Source organism: Variovorax beijingensis (genome assembly GCF_003951285.1).
Taxonomy (GTDB): domain Bacteria; phylum Pseudomonadota; class Gammaproteobacteria; order Burkholderiales; family Burkholderiaceae_C; genus Variovorax; species Variovorax beijingensis.
The window spans coordinates 1-17534 of the sequence record NZ_RXFQ01000020.1 but is presented as its reverse complement, the minus strand read 5'-3'; the positions used below and the strand labels follow the sequence as shown (position 1 = coordinate 17534).

14 protein-coding genes are annotated in these 17534 nt (G+C 69.0%); 5 read left to right on the top strand and 9 right to left on the bottom strand.

Annotated features, from left to right (window positions below):
• The first annotated feature begins 59 nt into the window (after positions 1-59).
• Complete coding sequence (locus EJO66_RS26540; protein ID WP_124959244.1) at positions 60-1310, top strand: phenylacetate--CoA ligase family protein; 1251 nt, start codon at positions 60-62, stop codon at positions 1308-1310.
• Here EJO66_RS26540 and EJO66_RS26535 read toward each other — a convergent pair.
• From EJO66_RS26535 to EJO66_RS33240, 3 genes are all read right to left on the bottom strand, one after another.
• On the bottom strand, positions 1301-2326 hold the full coding sequence (locus EJO66_RS26535) for a hypothetical protein (protein ID WP_125966614.1): 1026 nt from the start codon (positions 2324-2326) through the stop codon (positions 1301-1303). The genes EJO66_RS26540 and EJO66_RS26535 overlap by 10 nt on opposite strands.
• Positions 2327-2386: 60 nt before the next feature.
• A complete protein-coding gene (locus EJO66_RS26530) occupies positions 2387-2956 on the bottom strand; it encodes a type 1 glutamine amidotransferase domain-containing protein (protein WP_124958988.1) in 570 nt (189 codons plus the stop codon).
• A 146-nt stretch (positions 2957-3102) separates the two neighbouring features.
• Positions 3103-4293 carry a M48 family metalloprotease gene (locus tag EJO66_RS33240; protein WP_125966613.1) on the bottom strand — a complete coding sequence of 397 codons (1191 nt, stop codon included), beginning with the start codon at positions 4291-4293 and terminating at the stop codon, positions 3103-3105.
• A 206-nt stretch (positions 4294-4499) separates the two neighbouring features.
• On the opposite strand from EJO66_RS33240, the gene EJO66_RS26520 reads away from it, so the two are divergent.
• Positions 4500-5474 carry a tripartite tricarboxylate transporter substrate-binding protein gene (locus EJO66_RS26520; RefSeq protein ID WP_124958990.1) on the top strand — a complete coding sequence of 325 codons (975 nt, stop codon included), beginning with the start codon at positions 4500-4502 and terminating at the stop codon, positions 5472-5474.
• Positions 5475-5547: 73 nt separating this feature from the next.
• On the opposite strand, the gene EJO66_RS26515 is transcribed toward EJO66_RS26520, so the two are convergent.
• On the bottom strand, positions 5548-7641 hold the full coding sequence (locus tag EJO66_RS26515; protein ID WP_124958991.1) for a PQQ-dependent dehydrogenase, methanol/ethanol family: 2094 nt from the start codon (positions 7639-7641) through the stop codon (positions 5548-5550).
• Positions 7642-7798: 157 nt separating this feature from the next.
• Here EJO66_RS26515 and EJO66_RS26510 point away from each other — a divergent pair, with 157 nt between their 5' ends.
• The gene (locus tag EJO66_RS26510) at positions 7799-9082 is read left to right on the top strand and encodes a helix-turn-helix domain-containing protein (RefSeq protein ID WP_124958992.1); all 1284 of its coding nucleotides are present in this window, start codon (positions 7799-7801) and stop codon (positions 9080-9082) included.
• 4 nt (positions 9083-9086) lie between these two features.
• On the opposite strand, the gene EJO66_RS26505 is transcribed toward EJO66_RS26510, so the two are convergent.
• From EJO66_RS26505 to xylF, 5 genes are all read right to left on the bottom strand, one after another.
• Positions 9087-11522: a membrane-bound PQQ-dependent dehydrogenase, glucose/quinate/shikimate family gene (locus EJO66_RS26505; RefSeq protein WP_125966612.1), complete on the bottom strand. Its 2436-nt coding sequence runs from the start codon at positions 11520-11522 to the stop codon at positions 9087-9089.
• A 115-nt stretch (positions 11523-11637) separates the two neighbouring features.
• Entirely contained in the window at positions 11638-12801 is a 1164-nt protein-coding gene (locus EJO66_RS26500; protein WP_124958994.1) for an ROK family transcriptional regulator, read from the bottom strand.
• A 19-nt stretch (positions 12802-12820) separates the two neighbouring features.
• The gene (locus EJO66_RS26495; protein ID WP_124958995.1) at positions 12821-13597 is read right to left on the bottom strand and encodes an ATP-binding cassette domain-containing protein; all 777 of its coding nucleotides are present in this window, start codon (positions 13595-13597) and stop codon (positions 12821-12823) included.
• A 1-nt stretch (position 13598) separates the two neighbouring features.
• Positions 13599-14789, bottom strand: a complete 1191-nt coding sequence (locus tag EJO66_RS26490; RefSeq protein ID WP_125966611.1) for a sugar ABC transporter permease — start codon at positions 14787-14789, stop codon at positions 13599-13601.
• 112 nt (positions 14790-14901) lie between these two features.
• Positions 14902-15924 carry a D-xylose ABC transporter substrate-binding protein gene (xylF, locus tag EJO66_RS26485; RefSeq protein WP_124958997.1) on the bottom strand — a complete coding sequence of 341 codons (1023 nt, stop codon included), beginning with the start codon at positions 15922-15924 and terminating at the stop codon, positions 14902-14904.
• A gap of 252 nt (positions 15925-16176) precedes the next feature.
• Here xylF and EJO66_RS26480 point away from each other — a divergent pair, with 252 nt between their 5' ends.
• Both EJO66_RS26480 and EJO66_RS26475 read left to right on the top strand, forming a co-directional pair.
• Positions 16177-16608: a VOC family protein gene (locus EJO66_RS26480; RefSeq protein ID WP_124958998.1), complete on the top strand. Its 432-nt coding sequence runs from the start codon at positions 16177-16179 to the stop codon at positions 16606-16608.
• 67 nt (positions 16609-16675) lie between these two features.
• On the top strand, positions 16676-17534 hold an 859-nt coding region (locus EJO66_RS26475), incomplete at its 3' end, for a LysR family transcriptional regulator (RefSeq protein WP_125966610.1).

Here is a 17534-nt window from a genome sequence, read left to right as displayed (position 1 = left end):
TGCTCGCGAGCGGGCAGCGCTGCGCTCGTCGCCATCCCATGAAGAAGGGCATTGAATCCATGACCGACCACTACGACGCCCTCGAAATCCGCGACCCCGCCGAACGCGAGCGCGACCTGCTGGCTGCGCTGCCGAAGCACATCGCACAGGCCCAGACCGCCGCGCCCGCGTTTGCCAGGATCCTGGGCGGCGTGAAGCCCGCCGACGTCACCACGCGCGAAGCACTCGCCAAGCTGCCCGTCACGCGCAAGACCGAACTGCTCGAGCTGCAGAAGCAGCGCCGCGCCGACGACCCTTTCGGCGGCTTTTCCACCATCGGCCGCGGCACCCGCATGCCGCGCGTGTTCGCAAGCCCCGGCACCATCTACGAACCCGAAGGTGAAGCGCGCGACTACTGGCGCACGGCGCGCGCACTGCATGCCGCCGGATTTCGCCCCGGCGAGCTCATTCACAACAGCTTCAGCTATCACATGACGCCCGCCGGCTCCATCATGGAGAGCGGCGCGCGCGCCATGGGTTGCACCGTGTTCGCGGGCGGCACCGGCCAGACCGAGCAGCAGCTCGAAGCCATGGCCGACCTGAAGCCCGAGGGCTATGCGGGCACGCCGAGCTTCCTCAAGATCCTCTTGGAAAAAGCCGAGGAAAAAGGCCTGAAGCTGCCCTCGCTCACCAAGGCGCTGGTGTCGGGCGAAGCCTTTCCCCCGAGCCTGCACGACTGGATCGCCGCGCACGGCGTGCAGGGCACGCAGTGCTATGCCACCGCCGACCTGGGCCTGATCGCCTACGAGACCAGCGCGCGCGAAGGCCTGGTGCTCGATGAAGGCGTGCTGGTCGAAATCGTGCGCCCCGGCACCGGCGACCCGGTGCCCGACGGCGAGGTGGGCGAGATCGTCGTGACCACCTTCAACCCCGACTATCCGCTGGTGCGCTTTGGCACCGGCGACCTTTCCGCCGTGCTCGCGGGCACCTGCCCCACCGGCCGCACCAACAAGCGCATCAAGGGCTGGCTCGGCCGCGCCGACCAGACCACCAAGGTGCGCGGCATGTTCGTGCACCCCTCGCAGGTGGCGGAGATCGCGCGCCGCTTTCCGGAAGTGCAGCGCGCGCGCCTCGTGGTCTCGGGCGAGATGGGCGACGACCAGATGACCTTCAGGCTCGAATGCGCGGCAGGTGCACCGGCCGGGCTCGAGGCGCGCATTGCCGATGCGGTGCGCGAAGTGACCAAGCTGCGCGGCACCATCGAGCTGGTGGCGCCGGGCACGCTGCCGAACGACGGCAAGGTGATCGAGGACGCGCGCAGCTACAAGTAGCGGCGGTAGAGCCGGCGCGTGACCGTGCGCATCCCCAGCACCAGCAGCACGAGGTAGATCGCCGCCATCAGGGCGGCGAGCGCCGCGAGGCGGCCGCCGCTGCTCACGCCCGAGAAGCTCGCGCCCGCGATCCACAGCAGCCCGCCGAGCGCCAGCGCGGCGCAAACTGCCTGCAGCAGCACGAAGGCCGACACCGCGGCCGCCACGGCCCGGAACGGACGCGTGTGCACAGGCCCTGGCGCGGCGCCGAGCCAGCCGCCCCAGAACGCCAGCGCCCAGATCAGCAGCGGCACTGCGAACCAGCCGAGCAGAAGCGGCACCGCGTCCGAGTCCCTCGAGGTGTCGACCCAGCCGCTCGCCACATGGCCGGTCCACACCTGCAGCGAGACAAAAGTCGCGGCGGCCACGAGGCCCACCGCGCGGCGCGGCGGTGCCGCGCCCGCGCCGCCATCCGCCGCGCCCGGCGATGAACCCGCGGGCCCGCTGCCGCGCCCCCGCAGCGCGAAGCGGGCGGCCAGCCACACGCTCGCGACGAGCACGAGCATCTGGATGGCCGACTGGACGAGCATCGACACGGCCATGACCGGCCGCAGGCCGTACGTGCCGACGCGTTCATGCAGCGGCCCACCCGGCATGAAGAGCAGCTGCGCCTGGTAGAACAGCGGCGTCAGTGCAAGCATGTTGACGACCATCGCCGCAAGGAACACGGCGCCGAAGCGGCTGCCAGGGCCGCGAAGCTGCGCGATGCGGGCCGCGCCGCGCTCATCGAGCGCCTTGCGCGCATGGCACCACGCCAGCGTGGCCGCCAGCAGCCACACCGTCACGGCACGCGACAGCAGCGGCACCCATACGCCGGGTTGCGCATACACGCCGCGCATCTGCTCGCCGTGCGGCGAGAAAGGCAGCAGTTGCGCCGCCATGCCCAGCACGAACAGGGCCGCATCGACCGCCACCGCGATCCATGCGAAATTTCCGGGCAGGCGCTGCGCGCGCTCGAACGAAGAAGATGCCGCCATGGGATGGGAGCGTACCGGAACCCGCGGCCCCATCCGCGTGCGCGCTGCGCCGCCGCAGGCTCAGTGGATCGCCGCCTCGTGCGCGAGCTCGAACATCGTCGTCATCTCACGGATGAACGCGGGCAGGTCGCCGGGCTTGCGGCTCGTCACCAGGCCGCTGTCGACCACCACCTCCTTGTCGATCCACGTCGCGCCGGCGTTGTGCAGGTCGGCGCGCAGCGAAGGCCATGAGGTCATCCTGCGGCCCTTCACGCCGCCGGCATCGATGAGCGTCCATGGGCCATGGCAGATGGCCGCGATGGGCTTGCCCGACTCGACGAAGGCGCGCACGAAGGCCACGGCCTTCTGGTTGATGCGCAGCGCGTCGGGGTTGGCGACGCCGCCGGGCAGCAGCAGCGCGTCGAACTCGTCGGCATTGGCGTTCTTGAGCGGCACGTCGACCTCGAAGGTGTCGGCGGGCTCGAGCTGCTTCCAGGCGCGCACGCTGCCGTCGAGCGGCGAAACGATCTGGGTCTGCGCGCCGGCATGGTCGAGCGCCTTGCGCGGCTCGGTCATCTCGGCCTGCTCGAAGCCGTCCGCCACGAGGATGGCAACCTTCATTCCGTCCAGTGAAGAAGAGATGGTGGGCATGGGTGAGTCACTCCTTGAAGGTGGTTCTTTTGATGGCAATGACATTTCACCCTAGGGCCCACGCCCGCGGCGCGCATCGGCGCCCGCCGGGTCCGCCTGTCGGACGGTTCGACGGGCGGCAACCTTCTCTTACGACATGCCTGCCGCTATTTGCGGCAGCTGGCCGGCAGCGCCTTTTCGGACAGGTCGTCGCCGGCCACGCAGTTCCAGGCAATGCCGTCCTCGGTGGCCGAGGGCTCCATGCGCAGCGTGCCCTTGGCCTTTGGAAGCACCGCTTCGACCACCATGGTGTCGGGGTCGAGCGTCAGCTCCGAGCCGCCGGGCAGGGTTTCGGGTGCGCCGGCCGTGGCCAGGGAATCGGGAATCTCTTCCTTCTGCTTGTAGTAGTTGCCGAGCGCTTCGCGCACCGGTGCGGCTTCGGACCAGGCCTGCGAGACGGCCGCGCGCGACTCGTATTGCTGGTAGGCCGGCAGCGCCACCGCAGCCAGCACGCCGATGATGGCCGCCACCACCAGCAGCGCCAGCGCGCCGCCGCCGGCACGGCCGGTGTACGGCACGAAGACCGCGAGCAGGTAGGCCACCGGATTGCGGCTCGGCAGCTTCGCGCCCGGATCGATGGCGCGCGCGACGCGCTTGGTGAGCCAGGGATAGCCGGCGATCAGTTCATGGAACGAGGCCCAGAAGCCGCTGTTGCCCACCGACTGGTCGGCGTAGCGCTGCAGGTCGACGTGGCGCCATTGCTGCGCGCCGGCGGCCAGCGCCACCAGCGCGCGGGGCGCGGAGTCTGTCTGCTTGCAGCAGGCGGCGCCGTGCAGGTCGCAGGTGTATTCCTGGGCCCGCGAATAGGCGGCGCCGAGCAGCGGCAGCCACAGCACCGGGGCGCGCCAGATGTGGCCCGTGAGGTGGCCGCGCCGGATGTGGCCCAGCTCGTGGCCGATGTAGAAGTTGATGCCGTCGGGCTGGGCTTCCATGGCGTCGACCACGTCGGACAGCAGCACCACGAAGTTGCGGCCGAAAAAGCGCGTGGCAAAGGCATTGAAGATGCCGTCGCCGTGCAGCAGGTAGGCCTCGGGCGGGTTCTGGATGCCCAGATGGCCGCAGCAGGCCAGGAACCGTGCATGCAGCTCGGGCAGCTGGGTGGGCGAGAGCTTCACGGCCGTGCCCTTGATCCAGGCGATGACGGCCGACTGTGCGAACACGTAGGCGATGAAGCCGAGCAGCACATAGACGAGCGCGATGCCCAGGGTGCCCAGGACCAGCAGCACCCAGACCAGCAGCCCGAGCCAGAGCGTGATGTTGCCGAGCCAGCGCTCGCGCGGATAGACCCATGGATCCATTGGAATTTCCTCCTCGATGCGGCCCGAAGGCCTGCGGTGTTGTGGTTTTTCTTCGCGCCTCCCCAGGCGCGACTTGCGAGCGCGCATCATGCCCCAGGAAGGGGCGGATTTCGGCCCATGCCTAAGGGCTATTCGCTATTCGTCAGGTCATGGTCAGCCCTTATGATCGCGGCCGTTTTTGAATTTCACCAACCCGAGAGACACTCATGAAGAAACTGCTTGCATTCACGGCGTTCGCCGCTGCTGCCGCCGGCGCCTATGCCCAGGATTTCCCCGCAGGCAAGACCGTCACGCTGGTGGTGCCTTTCTCCGCCGGCGGCCCGACCGACCGGGTGGCCCGCGATCTGGCCGAAGCCCTGCAAAAGACCCTTGGCACGACGATCGTGGTGGACAACACCGCGGGCGCCGGCAGCTCCATCGGCACCGCCAAGGTGGCCCGCGCCGCGCCGGACGGCTACACGCTGCTGCTCAACCACATCGGCATGTCGACGATGCCGGCGCTCTACCGCAAGCTGCCGTTCAACGTCGAGAACGACTTCGAATACCTCGGCATGGTCAATGAAGTGCCGATGACGCTCATCGGCAAGCCCGGCCTGCCGGCCAACAACTACAAGGAACTGACGGCCTGGATCGCGGCCAACAAGGGCAAGATCAACCTCGGCAATGCCGGCCTGGGCGCCGCCTCGCACCTGTGCGGCCTGCTGTTCCAGAGCGCGCTCAAGGTCGAGATGACGCCGGTTCCCTACAAGGGCACCGCGCCGGCCATCGCCGACCTGCTGGGCGGCCAGATCGACCTCTTGTGCGACCAGACCACCAACACCACCTCGCAGATCGAGGCCAAGAAGGTCAAGGCCTATGCCGTGACCACGACCAAGCGCCTGACCACGCCCGCTCTCAAGGACCTGCCGACGCTCGCCGAATCGGGCCTGAAGGACTTCGAGGTCACGATCTGGCACGGCGTGTACGCGCCCAAGGGCACGCCGGCACCGGTGCTGAAGAAGCTCAACGAAGCCATCAAGGCCGCCATGAAGGACCCGGGCTTCATCAAGCGCCAGGAAGGCCTCGGCGCCGTGATCACCACCGACAAGCGCACCGAGCCGGCCGAGCACAAGAAGTTCGTCTCGGCCGAGATCGCCAAGTGGGGCCCGATCATCAAGGCCGCCGGCGTGTACGCCGACTGATTGCTGCCTTCCCGTTCAAAAGCCGCCGCACCCTTTCGGGCCGGCGGCTTTTTTCTTGGGGGAGCGCGCCTGCCTACTTCGGCCGGATCGCGTCGGCCGTGCCCTGGATGAAGGCCTTGATGCTCTCGATGTCGTCGCCCGAGAGCTTGCCCGTGAAGTCGGGCATGCCGCGCGCCATGGCCGGGCCCTTGAGGATGAACTTGTCGAGGTTCTCGATGTAGGCCGCATCCATGTAGCCGAGGTTCGGGATGTTGCCGCCGCGGTCCACGCCCGGCACGCCGTGGCAGAACACGCAGTTGCTCACATAGAGCATCGTGCCGGCCTGGACCTTGGCGGGGTCGTACTTCACGCCCTGCACCAGCTTGTCCATGCGGTACTGCACGAAGTCGGGCATCTTCGCGGTGCCGCCCACCGCAAAGGTGTAGACCGTGCCCGGACCCTGCCGCTCGGTGGCGCGCTGCGCGAGGCCGTACACGCCGCCCCAGCCCACCGCGACCGACACATACTGCTTGCCATCGACCATGTAGGTGGCGGGCGCGGCCACCACGCCGGTGCCGGTGGCCGTTTCCCAGAGCTTCTCGCCGGTCTTCGCGTTGTAGGCCACCAGGCGGCCGTCGGCCGTGCCCTGGAACACGAGGTTGCCGGCGGTGGTGAGCGTGCCGCCGTTCCAGGGCGAGACGTAGTCCACGCCCCAGGCCTCCTTCTGCGCCACCGGGTCCCAGGCGACGAGGCGGCCGAAGGGCTTGCTCTTGGGCGGCTCGGCGTTGATCGCCATCGCGGTGTTCCAGCCCAGCGCGGCGTGCGGGCGGCCGGGCGCGTTCTGGTCGAACTTCCAGTCCTTGTCGTCCATCAGGTTGACCGGAATGTTCTGCGCCGGCAGGTAGGCCAGGCCGGTCTGCGGGTTGAACGACATCGGGTGCCAGTTGTGCGCACCGAAGGGGCCGGGGATGCTGTCTCCGGGCTTGTCGTTCTGGCGCGCGGCGGCGATCTCGACGGGACGGCCGTTCTTGTCGTAGCCGGTGGCCCAGTTCACGTCGACGAAATTCTTCGCCGAGATGAACTTGCCGTTGGTGCGGTCGATGACGAAGAAGAAGCCGTTCTTCGGCGCATGCAGCAGCACCTTGCGCGCCTTGCCGCCGAGCGTGACGTTGGCCAGGATCATCGACTGGGTGGAGGTGTAGTCCCAGTTGTCGCCCGGCGTCTCCTGGTAGTGCCACACGTACTTGCCGGTGTCGGGGTTCAGGGCCACCACCGAGCCGAGGTAGAGGTTGTCGCCGCCCTTGGGGCTGCGCTTCCTGTGCGCCCAGGGCGAGCCGTTGCCGGTGCCCACGTACATCAGGTTGAGCTCGGGGTCGAAGGCGAAGCTGTCCCATGCTGTGCCGCCGCCGCCGGCTTCCCAGTATTTGCCGCTCGGGTCCCAGGTCTTGGCGGCGCGCGCCATCGATTCGTCCTCGAAGGGCTTGGCCGGGTCGCCCGGCACCACGAACCAGCGCCACTTCTGCTCGCCGGTCTTCGCGTCGTAGGCCGTGACGTAGCCGCGCACGCCGTACTCGGCACCGCCGTTGCCGATGATGACCTTGCCCTTGAAGACGCGCGGCGCACCGGTGATGGTGTAGGAGCCCTTCTGCCCCTCGATGGTGTTCTTCTCCCAGACCTTCTGCCCCGTGGCGGCGTCGAGTGCGATCAGGCGGCCGTCATAGGCGCCGACGTAGACCTTGCCCTCGTGCAGCGCCACGCCGCGGTTCACCACGTCGCAGCAGCCCCTGAAGCCCTTGGATTTATCCACCTGCGGATCGAAGCTCCAGAGCTTCTGCCCGGTGCGCGTATCGATGGCATGCACCACGCTCCACGACGCGGTGACGTACATGATGCCGTCCACCACCAGCGGCGTGGCCTCGACGCCGCGCGTGGACTCGAGGTTGTAGGACCAGGCCAGGCCCAGCTGCTTCACGTTGCCGGCGTTCACCTGGTCGAGCTTGCTGAAGCGCGACTCGGCGTAGTCCAGGCCGTAGCTCGGCCAGTCGGGGGTCTTCTTCTCAGCCGCATTGGCGCGGATGAAGTCGCCGTTCACCTGCCTGGCGGCCGAGGCCTGGGCCGCGGCGGGCGAGCTGCCCAGGCACAGCAATGCACCGGCGAGCACAAGCAAACCGGAGTGGATCTTTTTCATCGTGGGTCTCCTTTGTGCCGCAAGGATCGTTTTTGCCGCACTCGCGTTCACCTTCGGGATTTCCCCAGTCCGGCGCTGTTCCATTGCGGAACACATTCGACAGGGGCAGCGATCTCCCTTTCCTGATTCCCCCGATTTGCGAGGAGCGGCGAACAGCATGGCTTTCGAACGGCTGGGCACGGCAACCGCGCCGCGCCAACTTTTTTCCAGCACGCCGGCACAGCGCGTGGCGCTCGCGCGGCAGCAGTTCTTCGAGGAAGGCGTGCGGCCTTCGGGCCTGGTCGGCGAGGCGGTGATCCAGTCGTGGCTGCGCTGCACCCGCAACCACAGCGACCGGCAGCGCATCGTGCCTTTCGATGCGGTCACGCCGAGCCGCCTGCACGCCACGCTGGCGCGCAACCGCGAGCTGCTCGAGGTGGCGCGGCAGGAACTCGCGAGCATGGAAAGCGCGCTCGCAGGCACCGACTGCCGCGTGATCCTGACGGACGGCGAAGGCGTGGTGGTGCACGTCACGCACCAGCCGGCCGCCGCGCACCAGCCGGTGCTGCGCAAGACCGCGCGCGTGGGCGTGAACATCTCCGAGCGCATCGTCGGCACCACGGCGCCGGGCATCGTGGCAACCACCGGGCAGGCCTGCACGGTCGACGGCGCGGAGCACTATTTCGACGTGCTGTCGCAGATGCAGTGCGCCGCGGCGCCGATCCGCGACGTGGCGGGCCGGCTCGCGGGCGTGCTCGACATCACGATGGAGGCGCGGCGCTTCGGCTTCGATGCAGCCTCGATGGTGGGGCTCTACGCCACGACCATCGAGAACCGCCTGCTGCAGGCGCAGTCGCGCGACCACCTGATCCTGCGCTTCCAGGCCAGCCCCACCCTGCTGGGCACGCCCATGGAAGCGCTGGCCGGCGTGGCGCCCGACGGCACCATCGCCTGGCTCAACAGTGCCGGCGCGCGGCTGATCGGGCGCCTGCCCGAAGAGGCCTGCGAGCGCGATGTCGAATCGATGCTGGGCCACGACCTCGCGAGCCTGCTGCGGCTCGAAAGGCGCGAAGCCGCGCAGCCGCTGCGCCTGGCGAGCGGCCTGGGCGTGTGGGTGCAGGCGCGCCTGAAGGCCGCCGACGGCGTGGACTTCAGGCATGCGGTGGCGGTGCCCGGCGAAGCCGGCACGGCGCTGTCCGCCGAGCCTGCGGCGGCGGCCGAGCCGTTGGCGGCGCACGAGCGCACGCCAGCGATCGCCCCGCACCACGCACAGGCGGAAGCGCTGCCGGGCGAAACCCTGCGCGAGCACAGCCGCAAGCTGATCGAGGAAACGCTGGCGGCGCAGGACGGCAACGTGTCGCAGGCGGCGCGGCAGCTGGGCGTGTCGCGCGGCACGCTGTACCGGCGGCTGCGCGGCTGGCGCGAACAGGACAAGGGCACGCCGCCGCGCGCGCCGGGCTGAACGCTCAGCGCCTGGGCAGCGCGTAGGCGATCACGTGGTCGCCGGTGCGCGTGCCCAGCGAGCCGTGGCCGCCCGCGGCCACCACCACGTACTGGCGCCCGTCGCTGCCGCGGTAGCTCATCGGCGTGGCCTGCCCGCCCGCGGGCAGGCGGCTGCGCCAGAGCTCCTTGCCGTTGGCCACGTCGTAGGCGCGCAGGTAGTAGTCGAGCGTGCCCGAGAGAAAGGCCACGCCGCCGGCCGTCATCATCGGCCCGCCGAGGCTGGGCACGCCCATCGCAAAGGGCAGCGGCAGCGGCGAGCTGTCGCGCACGGTGCCGTTCTTGTGCTTCCACACCACCCGGCCGGTGCGCAGGTCGGCCCCCGCCACATGGCCCCAGGGCGGCGCCTGGCACGGCAGGCCGAACACCGAGGTGAAGGCGCGCAGCTGCACCGCGAACGGCGCGCCGAAGTTCTCGTTCAGCGCGGGCAGGCTGTCGTTGGGCCGGTCCTTGCCCTGCACGTGGAGCGAGGTGTCGTCGGTGCGCGGAATGAGCCTGGACACGAAGGCCAGCGAGGCCGGCGTGGTGAACGCCATCTGCCGCACCGGGTCGACCGCCACGCCGCCCCAGTTGAAGACGCCGAAGTTGCCGGGGTAGATCAGCGAGCCCTCGGTCGACGGCGGCGTGTAGCGGCCTTCGTAGCGCAGCCGGTGAAAGGCGATGCGGCAGGCCAGCTGGTCGAACACGGTGCCGCCCCACATGTCGGCCGGCGTGAGCGCGGGCGGATCGAAGGACAGCTCCGACACCGGCTGCGTGAGCGAGGTGTGGTCGCCCGCGGCGGGCCCCTGCGGCGCGGGCCGTTCATGGACCTTGGCCACGGGCTTGCCGTCGCGGCGGTCGAGCACGAACAGCTCTCCCTGCTTGGTCGGCTGCACGAGCGCGGGCACCGTCTCGCTGCCGATGCGCAGGTCGACGAGGCTGGGCTGCGAGGGCACGTCGTAGTCCCAGAGGTCGTGGTGCACGGTCTGGAAGCTCCAGCGCACGCGGCCGGTGGCCAGGTCGAGCGCCACCACCGAGGACGAATAGCGCTCGGCCCCTTCGGTGCGCTTTCCGCCCCACTGGTCGGGCGGCTGGTTGCCGGTGGGCACGTAGACCAGACCGAGCGCCTCGTCCACGCTGGAGATCGACCAGCTGTTCGGCGAGTTGGCCGTGTACGTTCGGTCGGCCGCAATGGGTGCGGTGTCGTCCGGGTTGCCCGAGTCCCAGTTCCACACCAGCGCGCCGGTGTCGATGTCGAAGGCCCGGATCACGCCGGAGGTCTCCTTGGTCGAGACGTTGTCCAGCACCGTGCCGCCCACGATGACGAGCGAACGCGTCACCACCACGGGCGAGGTCGAATAGTAGGCGCCGGGCTTCACGTTGGGCATGTTCTTCCAGAGGTCGATCTGGCCCGTGCCGCCGCCAAAGCGCATGCAGGGCCTGCCGCTTTCGGGGTCGAGCGCGATGACGCGGCCGTCGGCCGTGGGCATGAAGAGCTTGGCGTCGCAGTCGCCGCCCGCGGTGGGTGGCGATGAAGCAGCCGCGGCCGGCGCGGGCCGCACCGCGCTGCCCGGGTCGTAGGACAGGCCGCGGCAGGTCAGGTGCTGCAGGGCCAGCGGGCGCCGGATCTCGGGCGTGTAGCGCCAGAGCTGCTCGCCGGTGGTCGCGTTCAGTGCCACCACCGACTGGTGCGGCGTGCAAAGAAAAAGCCGCTCGCCGATCTTCAGCGGCGTGACCTCGAAGGTCGTCTCCTCGGGGTCGCCGCTCTGGCCGCGCACGTCGCCGGTGCGGAAGTGCCATGCCTCCTGCAGCTCGCCCACATTGGCCGGCGTGATCTGGTCGAGCGCCGAATAGCGCTGGCCCATGCCGTTGCCGCCGTAGGCCGTCCAGTCGTCCTTCGGCGGGGCGGGTGCGGCATTCGCCGATGCCGCGGCGGCTGCCGTCGGCGCCGGCATGGTGCCCTCCACGCGCGTCGCATCGCGCGTCCACGAGAACACCGCGGCGGCCAGGAAAGCCAGCAGCACCACGCCGAGGAAACCGCGCGCGGGCGCCACGCCCGCGGCGCTGCGGCGCCCGAGTGCACGCGCCACCCAGGGCGTGAGCAGGAACACGCCGAGCACGAAGAACACGTCGCCGCGCGCCGCCAGCGGCCACCAGTCGAATCCCACTTCCCACAAGGCCCAGACCAGCGTGAACGCCACCACGGCCGCATAGACCCAGAGTCCCGCGCCGCTGCCGCGCGGAAGCAGCACCGCAGCGACGATCAGCCCGAGCCCCGCCACGAGGTAGTACCACGAGCCGCCGAGCACGACGAGCCAGGCGCCTGCCGCCCCCAGCCCCAGGCCCGCAAGGCCGATGACAACAGCGGTGATGGTCAGCAGCGCGGAAGAAGGCGCACGAACGCGCGCGGCGGCATCGGGCATGGCTTGGGCTCCAGGTTTTTTCTCGAACCTAGGCCAGGGCCGCGGCGATGCGCGTAGGCGGTTTGCGCATGTCGCCGTGCATCACCGGAATCGCGGCCGCCAGCCGCCGATCTTTTTAGACAGAAGGTATTCGGTATTCGTTGCGCGCGGCGCGGGCCCGGCGCGTGCGCGCATCGGGCTGCAGCGGCCGGAGGTATTCGTGCAGCGCCAGCGCGGCGGCGCCCACGGCGGGTGCAAGCGCGCGATAGCGCGCGATGCGCAGATCGGGTGCGGGCATGCCGGCCGCATCGGCATGGCGCCCGACGCTCTCGAAGGCCGCCTGCGCAAGCCCGAGATGGCCGGTGCAGGACTTGCCGCCGAGCACGATGGCGCGCGGATCGAAGGTGACCCACAGGTTCTGCAGCAGCACGCCGAAGAAGGCCGCCGCATGCGCCATGCCGGGCGCTTCGCGCTCGAGCGCGCGCGAGCCGAAGAAGGCCTCGGCGCAGCCGCGGCGCCCGCACGAGCACAGCGGCCCATCGAGCTGCAGGATGGTGTGGCCGATCTCGCCCGCCATGCCTTGCGCGCCCGTGAAGAGACGGTCGTTCAGCACCACGCCGGCGCCCACGCCCACGTCGCAGCTCACGAAGATCAGCGGGTCCGCGCTCTCGCCGCCGGAGAACTCGTACTCGCCGAGCGCGGCGGCATCGGCGTCGTTCTGCAGCTGCACCGTGACGCCCGGGAGCCCCGCCGCGGCAAAGGCTTCTTCCAGCGCGGGCAGCAGGCTCACGTTGCGCCAGCCGAGGTTGGGCGCGAAGCGGACCATGCCGGTGCAGTCGTCCACCGCGCCGGGCACGCAGACGCCGATGCTCGACAGGCGCAGCCCCAGTGCGTTGAGCTGCCCGTGCGCTGCCGCGGCCATGCGCGCAACCTGCGCGCAGGCGCCGGCCGGTGCGCTGTCGGCCAGCGCCTGCGTGTCGGCATGCAGCACCTCGCCCTGCAGCGAGACGCAGACCAGGCGCACCGTCTCGACCGCGATCTCGACACCCATCAATGCGCGCACGCCGACGTTGATCTGCAGCGGCGTGGACGGCCGCCCCAGCCCATCGGCGACGGTGGTGCCCGCTTCGCTGAGCCAGCCCTCGTCAAGCAGTTCGCGCACCAGCAGGCTCACGGTCGACTTGGTGAGGCCGCTCTCGCTCGCAAGCCGTGCGCGCGACAGGCCCGGGCGCGCACGCAGGAGGCGCAGCAGCACGCTGCGGTTCATGCGCTTGAGCAGCTGCTGGTCGCCGATGGTCACGGGGCCACCCTGCCTTCGTTCACCTGTGAGCCTGCTCTTTTCCCTCGGGGCGCTTGCCGGCGATGATCATGCCGAGCACTTCGTCTTCGGTCACGTCCGCGGTGCGGTAGGTGCCCACGAGCTTGCCGTTCTTCATGACCGCGACGCGGTCGCTCAGCGAGAACACGTCGGGCATGTCGTGCGTGATCAGGAAGATGCCGACGCCGTCGGCCTTGAGCTGCTTCACGAGCCCGCCGACCATCGCGGTTTCTTCGGGGCCGAGCGCGGCGCAGGGCTCGTCCATGATCAGGATGCGCGCATTGAAGTACAGCGCGCGCGAGATCGCCACCACCTGCCGCTGCCCGCCCGAGAGCCTGCGCACCGGAATGCGGATGTTGGTGAAGTTCCTGTTCAGGCGCTGGAACACCTTGCGCGCCTGCACTTCCATGAAGTGGTCGTCGAGCGTGTTCCAGCGCGTCATCTTCTCGCGCCCGAGAAAGAGGTTGGACACGGAGTCGAGGTTGTCGGCCAGCGCGAGGGTCTGGTAGATGGTCTCGATGCCGAGCGCCTGCGCCTCGGCGGGCGTGCGGATGTGGACCTTCTCGCCTGCGATCAGCGTGTCGCCCGAATCGACCGGGTAGGCGCCCGCGAGCATCTTCATGAGCGTGGACTTGCCCGCGCCGTTGTGGCCGAGCACGGCCACCACTTCGCCGGGATGGAGGTTGATGCTCACGCCGTCCACGGCCTTCACGCCGCCGAAGGCCTTGCGGATGTCGCGCAGTTCGACGAGGGTTTTGGATGTGTCGATGGTGCTCATCTCAGTTCTCTCCAAAGCGCTTGCGATAGAGAACATCGAACACCACCGCCACGATCAGCACCTGCCCGATGATCACCATGCGCTTGCCGATCGGTACGTCGAGCAGCAGCATGCCGCTGTCGAGCGACTGCATGATCAGCGCGCCCAGCACCGAGCCGAAGATCGAACCGGTGCCGCCCGCGAGCGCCGTGCCGCCGATCACGGCCGCCGCGATCACGTACAGCTCCATGCCCGTGCCGAGAGAGTTGGTGCCCGCATTGAGCCGCGCGATCGACACGATGGCCGCCACCGTCACCAGCACCGCGAGCAGCGCGAACAGCATCAGCGTGACGCGCTTGACCGGAATGCCCACCAGCGCCGCCGCATCGGGGTTGCCGCCCATCGCGAACACGTAGCGGCCGAAGCGCGTGCGGTGCACGATGAACGACAGCACGATCGCCACCACGGCCCAGATCAGCACCGGGATCGGCAGGCCCTGCGGCGCGTCCTTCGAGGCGATCTGATAGTTGTTCATGACCGCCGCGAAGACGAAGACCACGGCCGCGGGCACCGCCGTGAGCAGCAGCTCCAGCCACAGCGGCTCGTTGGGCATTTCGTGGTGCGCGCGCGCGCGGCGCTTCTGCAGCATGCGCGCGAACAGCACCAGCGCCACGAAGCCCGCGAGGATCCACGTCGCGGTGGTGCCGATGCCGCCGTCGTAGCCGCCGCCCAGGCGCTGGAAGAACTCGTCGTTCACGGGCTGCGTCTTGCCGTCGGCCACCAGGAAGGCCGCGCCTCGGAACGACATCAGCCCGCCGAGCGTGACCACGAACGAGGGCACGCCCAGCATCGCCGTGAGCCAGCCCTGGTAGATCGACACCAGCAGCGCCACCGCAAGGCCCGCGAGGCAGGCCGCGGGCCACGACCAGCCCGAGGTGTACTGCAGGTAGGCGATCAGCACGCCCACGAAGCCCATGACCGAGCCGACCGACAGGTCGATGTGGCGCGCCACGATCACCAGCACCATCACCGTCGACACGATGCCCACCACCGCCGTCTGCTGCGCCACGTTGTAGAGGTTCTCGGGCGACAGGAACACGCCGCCCGACATCACGTTGAAGACCACCCCCATGGCGATCAGCAGCACGCTCATCAGCAGGAGCCGCAGGTCGACGCCCGTGCGCCGCCACCAGCCTGGCGTTGGATTGCTCATTTTTCAGATCCTCTCGAAGGAACAACAGGTGTGCGGCAGCGCTCCGGGCGGGCTCATGGGCCGGCCGGACGCGGCAGTGCGGCGCGGATTGGCGGCGCTGCTCGCGGCTGTGCTACTTGCAGGCCGCGGGTGCGCTGGCCGCCGGGACGCCCTTGCAGAGCTCGTCCTTCTTGATCCAGCCGGCCTTCACGACCACGTCGAGGTTGTCGCGCGTGATCGGCACCGGCGTGAGCAGGCGCGACGACAGCGAGATCTTCTTCGGCCCGGAATTCCAGGGCGCGGCCTTCTCGACCGGCTTGCCCTGCGACAGCGCGATGGCGGCGCTGGCGGCTTCGCGGCCGAGTTCGCGCGAGTCCTTGAAGATGGTGGCGGTCTGCGTGCCCAGCGCAATGCGGTTGAGCGCCGCGAAGTCGGCGTCCTGCCCCGACACCGGAATGCCGCGCAGGCCCTTGGCCGTGAGCGCGGCCACCGCGCCGCCGGCCGTGCCGTCGTTAGCAGCCACCACCGCGTCGACCTTGTTGGCGTTCTTGGTGAGGATCTGCTCCATGTTCTTCTGCGCCACCTCGGGCTTCCAGCCTTCGGTGTATTCGTCGCCGACGATCTTGATGTCGCCCTTCTTGATGGCCGCGTCCAGCACCTCCTGCTGGCCCGCGCGCAGGAAGTCGGCGTTCGGGTCGCTCGGCGAGCCCTTGATGATCACGTAGTTGCCCTTGGGCTTGACCTTGAAGACCTCGCGCGCCTCCATGCGGCCGACCTCGACGTTGTCGAAGGTGATGTAGAAGACACCGGGCGCCTCGATCAGCCGGTCGTAGGCCACCACGGGCACCTTCTGGCGCGTGGCCTTGGTGACGGCGGGCAGGATCGCGTCCTTGTCCATGGCCAGCACGATGAGCGCCTTGGCGCCCTTCGACATCAGCCCCTCGATGTCGCCCAGCTGCTTCTCGGGCGAGCCGCCCGCGTCGGCGCTGATGTACTTGGCGCCGAGCTTCTCGAGCTGCGCCTTGATCGCGGCCTCGTCGGTCTTCCAGCGCTCTTCCTGGAAGTTGGACCAGCTCACGCCGACCACGGTCTGGGCCACTGCGCCCACGGCAGAAAGGCCGAAGGCCATGGCGGCCAGGGTGTGCTTGAGTTGCATGGATGTCTCTCCTTGGAAGGGTGTGCCCGGCGAAGAACGCCGTGTAAGAAATTAGTTAGTTTGAAGGGCGAACTAACTATCCCATCGCGGCCACGCGCTGGACACCCGGGAATTCCCGGGGGAACGCGCCCGCTCGCCGGACGGATCGAGCATCAAAAAAATCGATGCTCAGCAAGAAAATATATCGTTTTCGATTATGAGATTCGCTGCTTAAAGTCCCGCCCATCCTGAACTCACAGACCGATGGCCGCCATGAATGCATCCCCCACGAGAATTCCGTTCCACCTGGCTTTCCCCGTTCGCGACATTGCCGAAGCCCGCGCCTTCTACGGCGACCTGCTCGGATGCCCCGAGGGCCGCAGCGCGCCCGAGTGGGTCGACTTCGACTTTTACGGCCACCAGATCGTGGCGCACCTGGCGCCGGGTGAATGCGGCCACAAGGCCAGCAGCGCGGTCGACGGACACGAGGTGCCGGTGCGCCACTTCGGCGCCATCCTCCCGATGGACCAATGGCAGGCGCTGGCCGACAAATTGGTGGCGCGCCAGACCCGGTTCGTGATCGAGCCCTACATCCGCTTCAAGGGCGAGCCGGGCGAACAGGCGACGATGTTCTTCCTCGATCCGTCGGGCAATGCCATCGAGATGAAGTCGTTCGCGAATCTCGATTCGCTGTTCGCCGTCTGAAGGCGCCAACGACAGTCCATCGTGATGAATCATTGAACCATGCATCGATTCTTGAGATGCTCGGTTCATGATCAACGAACTCAGAACCTTCATCGCCGTCTGCCGCCACGGCACCTTCGCCGCCGCGGGGGAGCGGATCGGCCTGACGCAGTCGGCAGTCAGCAGCCAGGTCAAGCGGCTCGAGGAAGCCCTGGGGTTCGAGCTGTTCGAGCGGACCGGCCGCTCCGCCACCTTGAATGCGGCCGGCCAGACGACGCTGGCGCGCGCGGAGGAGATCTGCGCGCTCTACGCCAAGCTCGGCGAGCTTCCCGATGACGCCGCGAGCGGCGGGCTGCTGCGCATCGGCGCCATTGCCTCGGCGCAGTCGACGCTCGTGGCGCGGGCGCTTGCACGGCTGCGCAAGCAGCAGCCGCAGCTGCGCGTCCATGTGTCGCCCGGCGTCTCGATGCGGCTGATGGACGAGCTCGACGCCGGCACGATCGATGCGGCGGTGATCATCCGGCCGCCGTTCGGCATTCTTCCGGAGCTGGCGTGGCAGCCGCTGGTACAGGAACCATACGTGCTCATCGCGCCAAAAAAACTGCCGGGCAAGGACTGGCGCGCCCTCCTCCAGGAGCAGCCCTTCCTGCGCTACGACCGCGCGTCCTTCGGCGGCCGCATGGTGGAGAGATTCCTCCGGCGCGAAGGCATTGCGGTCAACGATTCGATCGAACTGGACGAGATCGCTGGGCTCATCCACATGACGTCCAAGGGGCTGGGCGTTGCGCTCGTTCCGCTGGTCGAGGCGCACCTTCCGCTGCCCGCGGGTGTTCGCATGCTCTCGCTCGGCGAGCTCACGTTCCACCGCGAGGTGGGTCTCCTGCAACGCAAGCCACGCGCCAGCCCGCCTGCCGCCGCGCAGTTTGCGCAGTGCCTGCGGGAAGCCG

Excerpts from the sequence above, each read along its gene's own strand:
- EJO66_RS26540 (WP_124959244.1), top strand. The coding sequence starts at position 60 with ATGACCGACCACTACGACGCCCTCGAAATCCGCGACCCCGCCGAACGC.
- EJO66_RS26535 (WP_125966614.1), bottom strand. The coding sequence starts at position 2,326 with ATGGCGGCATCTTCTTCGTTCGAGCGCGCGCAGCGCCTGCCCGGAAAT.
- EJO66_RS26530 (WP_124958988.1), bottom strand. The coding sequence starts at position 2,956 with ATGCCCACCATCTCTTCTTCACTGGACGGAATGAAGGTTGCCATCCTC.
- EJO66_RS33240 (WP_125966613.1), bottom strand. The coding sequence starts at position 4,293 with ATGGATCCATGGGTCTATCCGCGCGAGCGCTGGCTCGGCAACATCACG.
- EJO66_RS26520 (WP_124958990.1), top strand. The coding sequence starts at position 4,500 with ATGAAGAAACTGCTTGCATTCACGGCGTTCGCCGCTGCTGCCGCCGGC.
- EJO66_RS26515 (WP_124958991.1), bottom strand. The coding sequence starts at position 7,641 with ATGAAAAAGATCCACTCCGGTTTGCTTGTGCTCGCCGGTGCATTGCTG.
- EJO66_RS26510 (WP_124958992.1), top strand. The coding sequence starts at position 7,799 with ATGGCTTTCGAACGGCTGGGCACGGCAACCGCGCCGCGCCAACTTTTT.
- EJO66_RS26505 (WP_125966612.1), bottom strand. The coding sequence starts at position 11,522 with ATGCCCGATGCCGCCGCGCGCGTTCGTGCGCCTTCTTCCGCGCTGCTG.
- EJO66_RS26495 (WP_124958995.1), bottom strand. The coding sequence starts at position 13,597 with ATGAGCACCATCGACACATCCAAAACCCTCGTCGAACTGCGCGACATC.
- EJO66_RS26490 (WP_125966611.1), bottom strand. The coding sequence starts at position 14,789 with ATGAGCAATCCAACGCCAGGCTGGTGGCGGCGCACGGGCGTCGACCTG.
- xylF (WP_124958997.1), bottom strand. The coding sequence starts at position 15,924 with ATGCAACTCAAGCACACCCTGGCCGCCATGGCCTTCGGCCTTTCTGCC.
- EJO66_RS26480 (WP_124958998.1), top strand. The coding sequence starts at position 16,177 with ATGAATGCATCCCCCACGAGAATTCCGTTCCACCTGGCTTTCCCCGTT.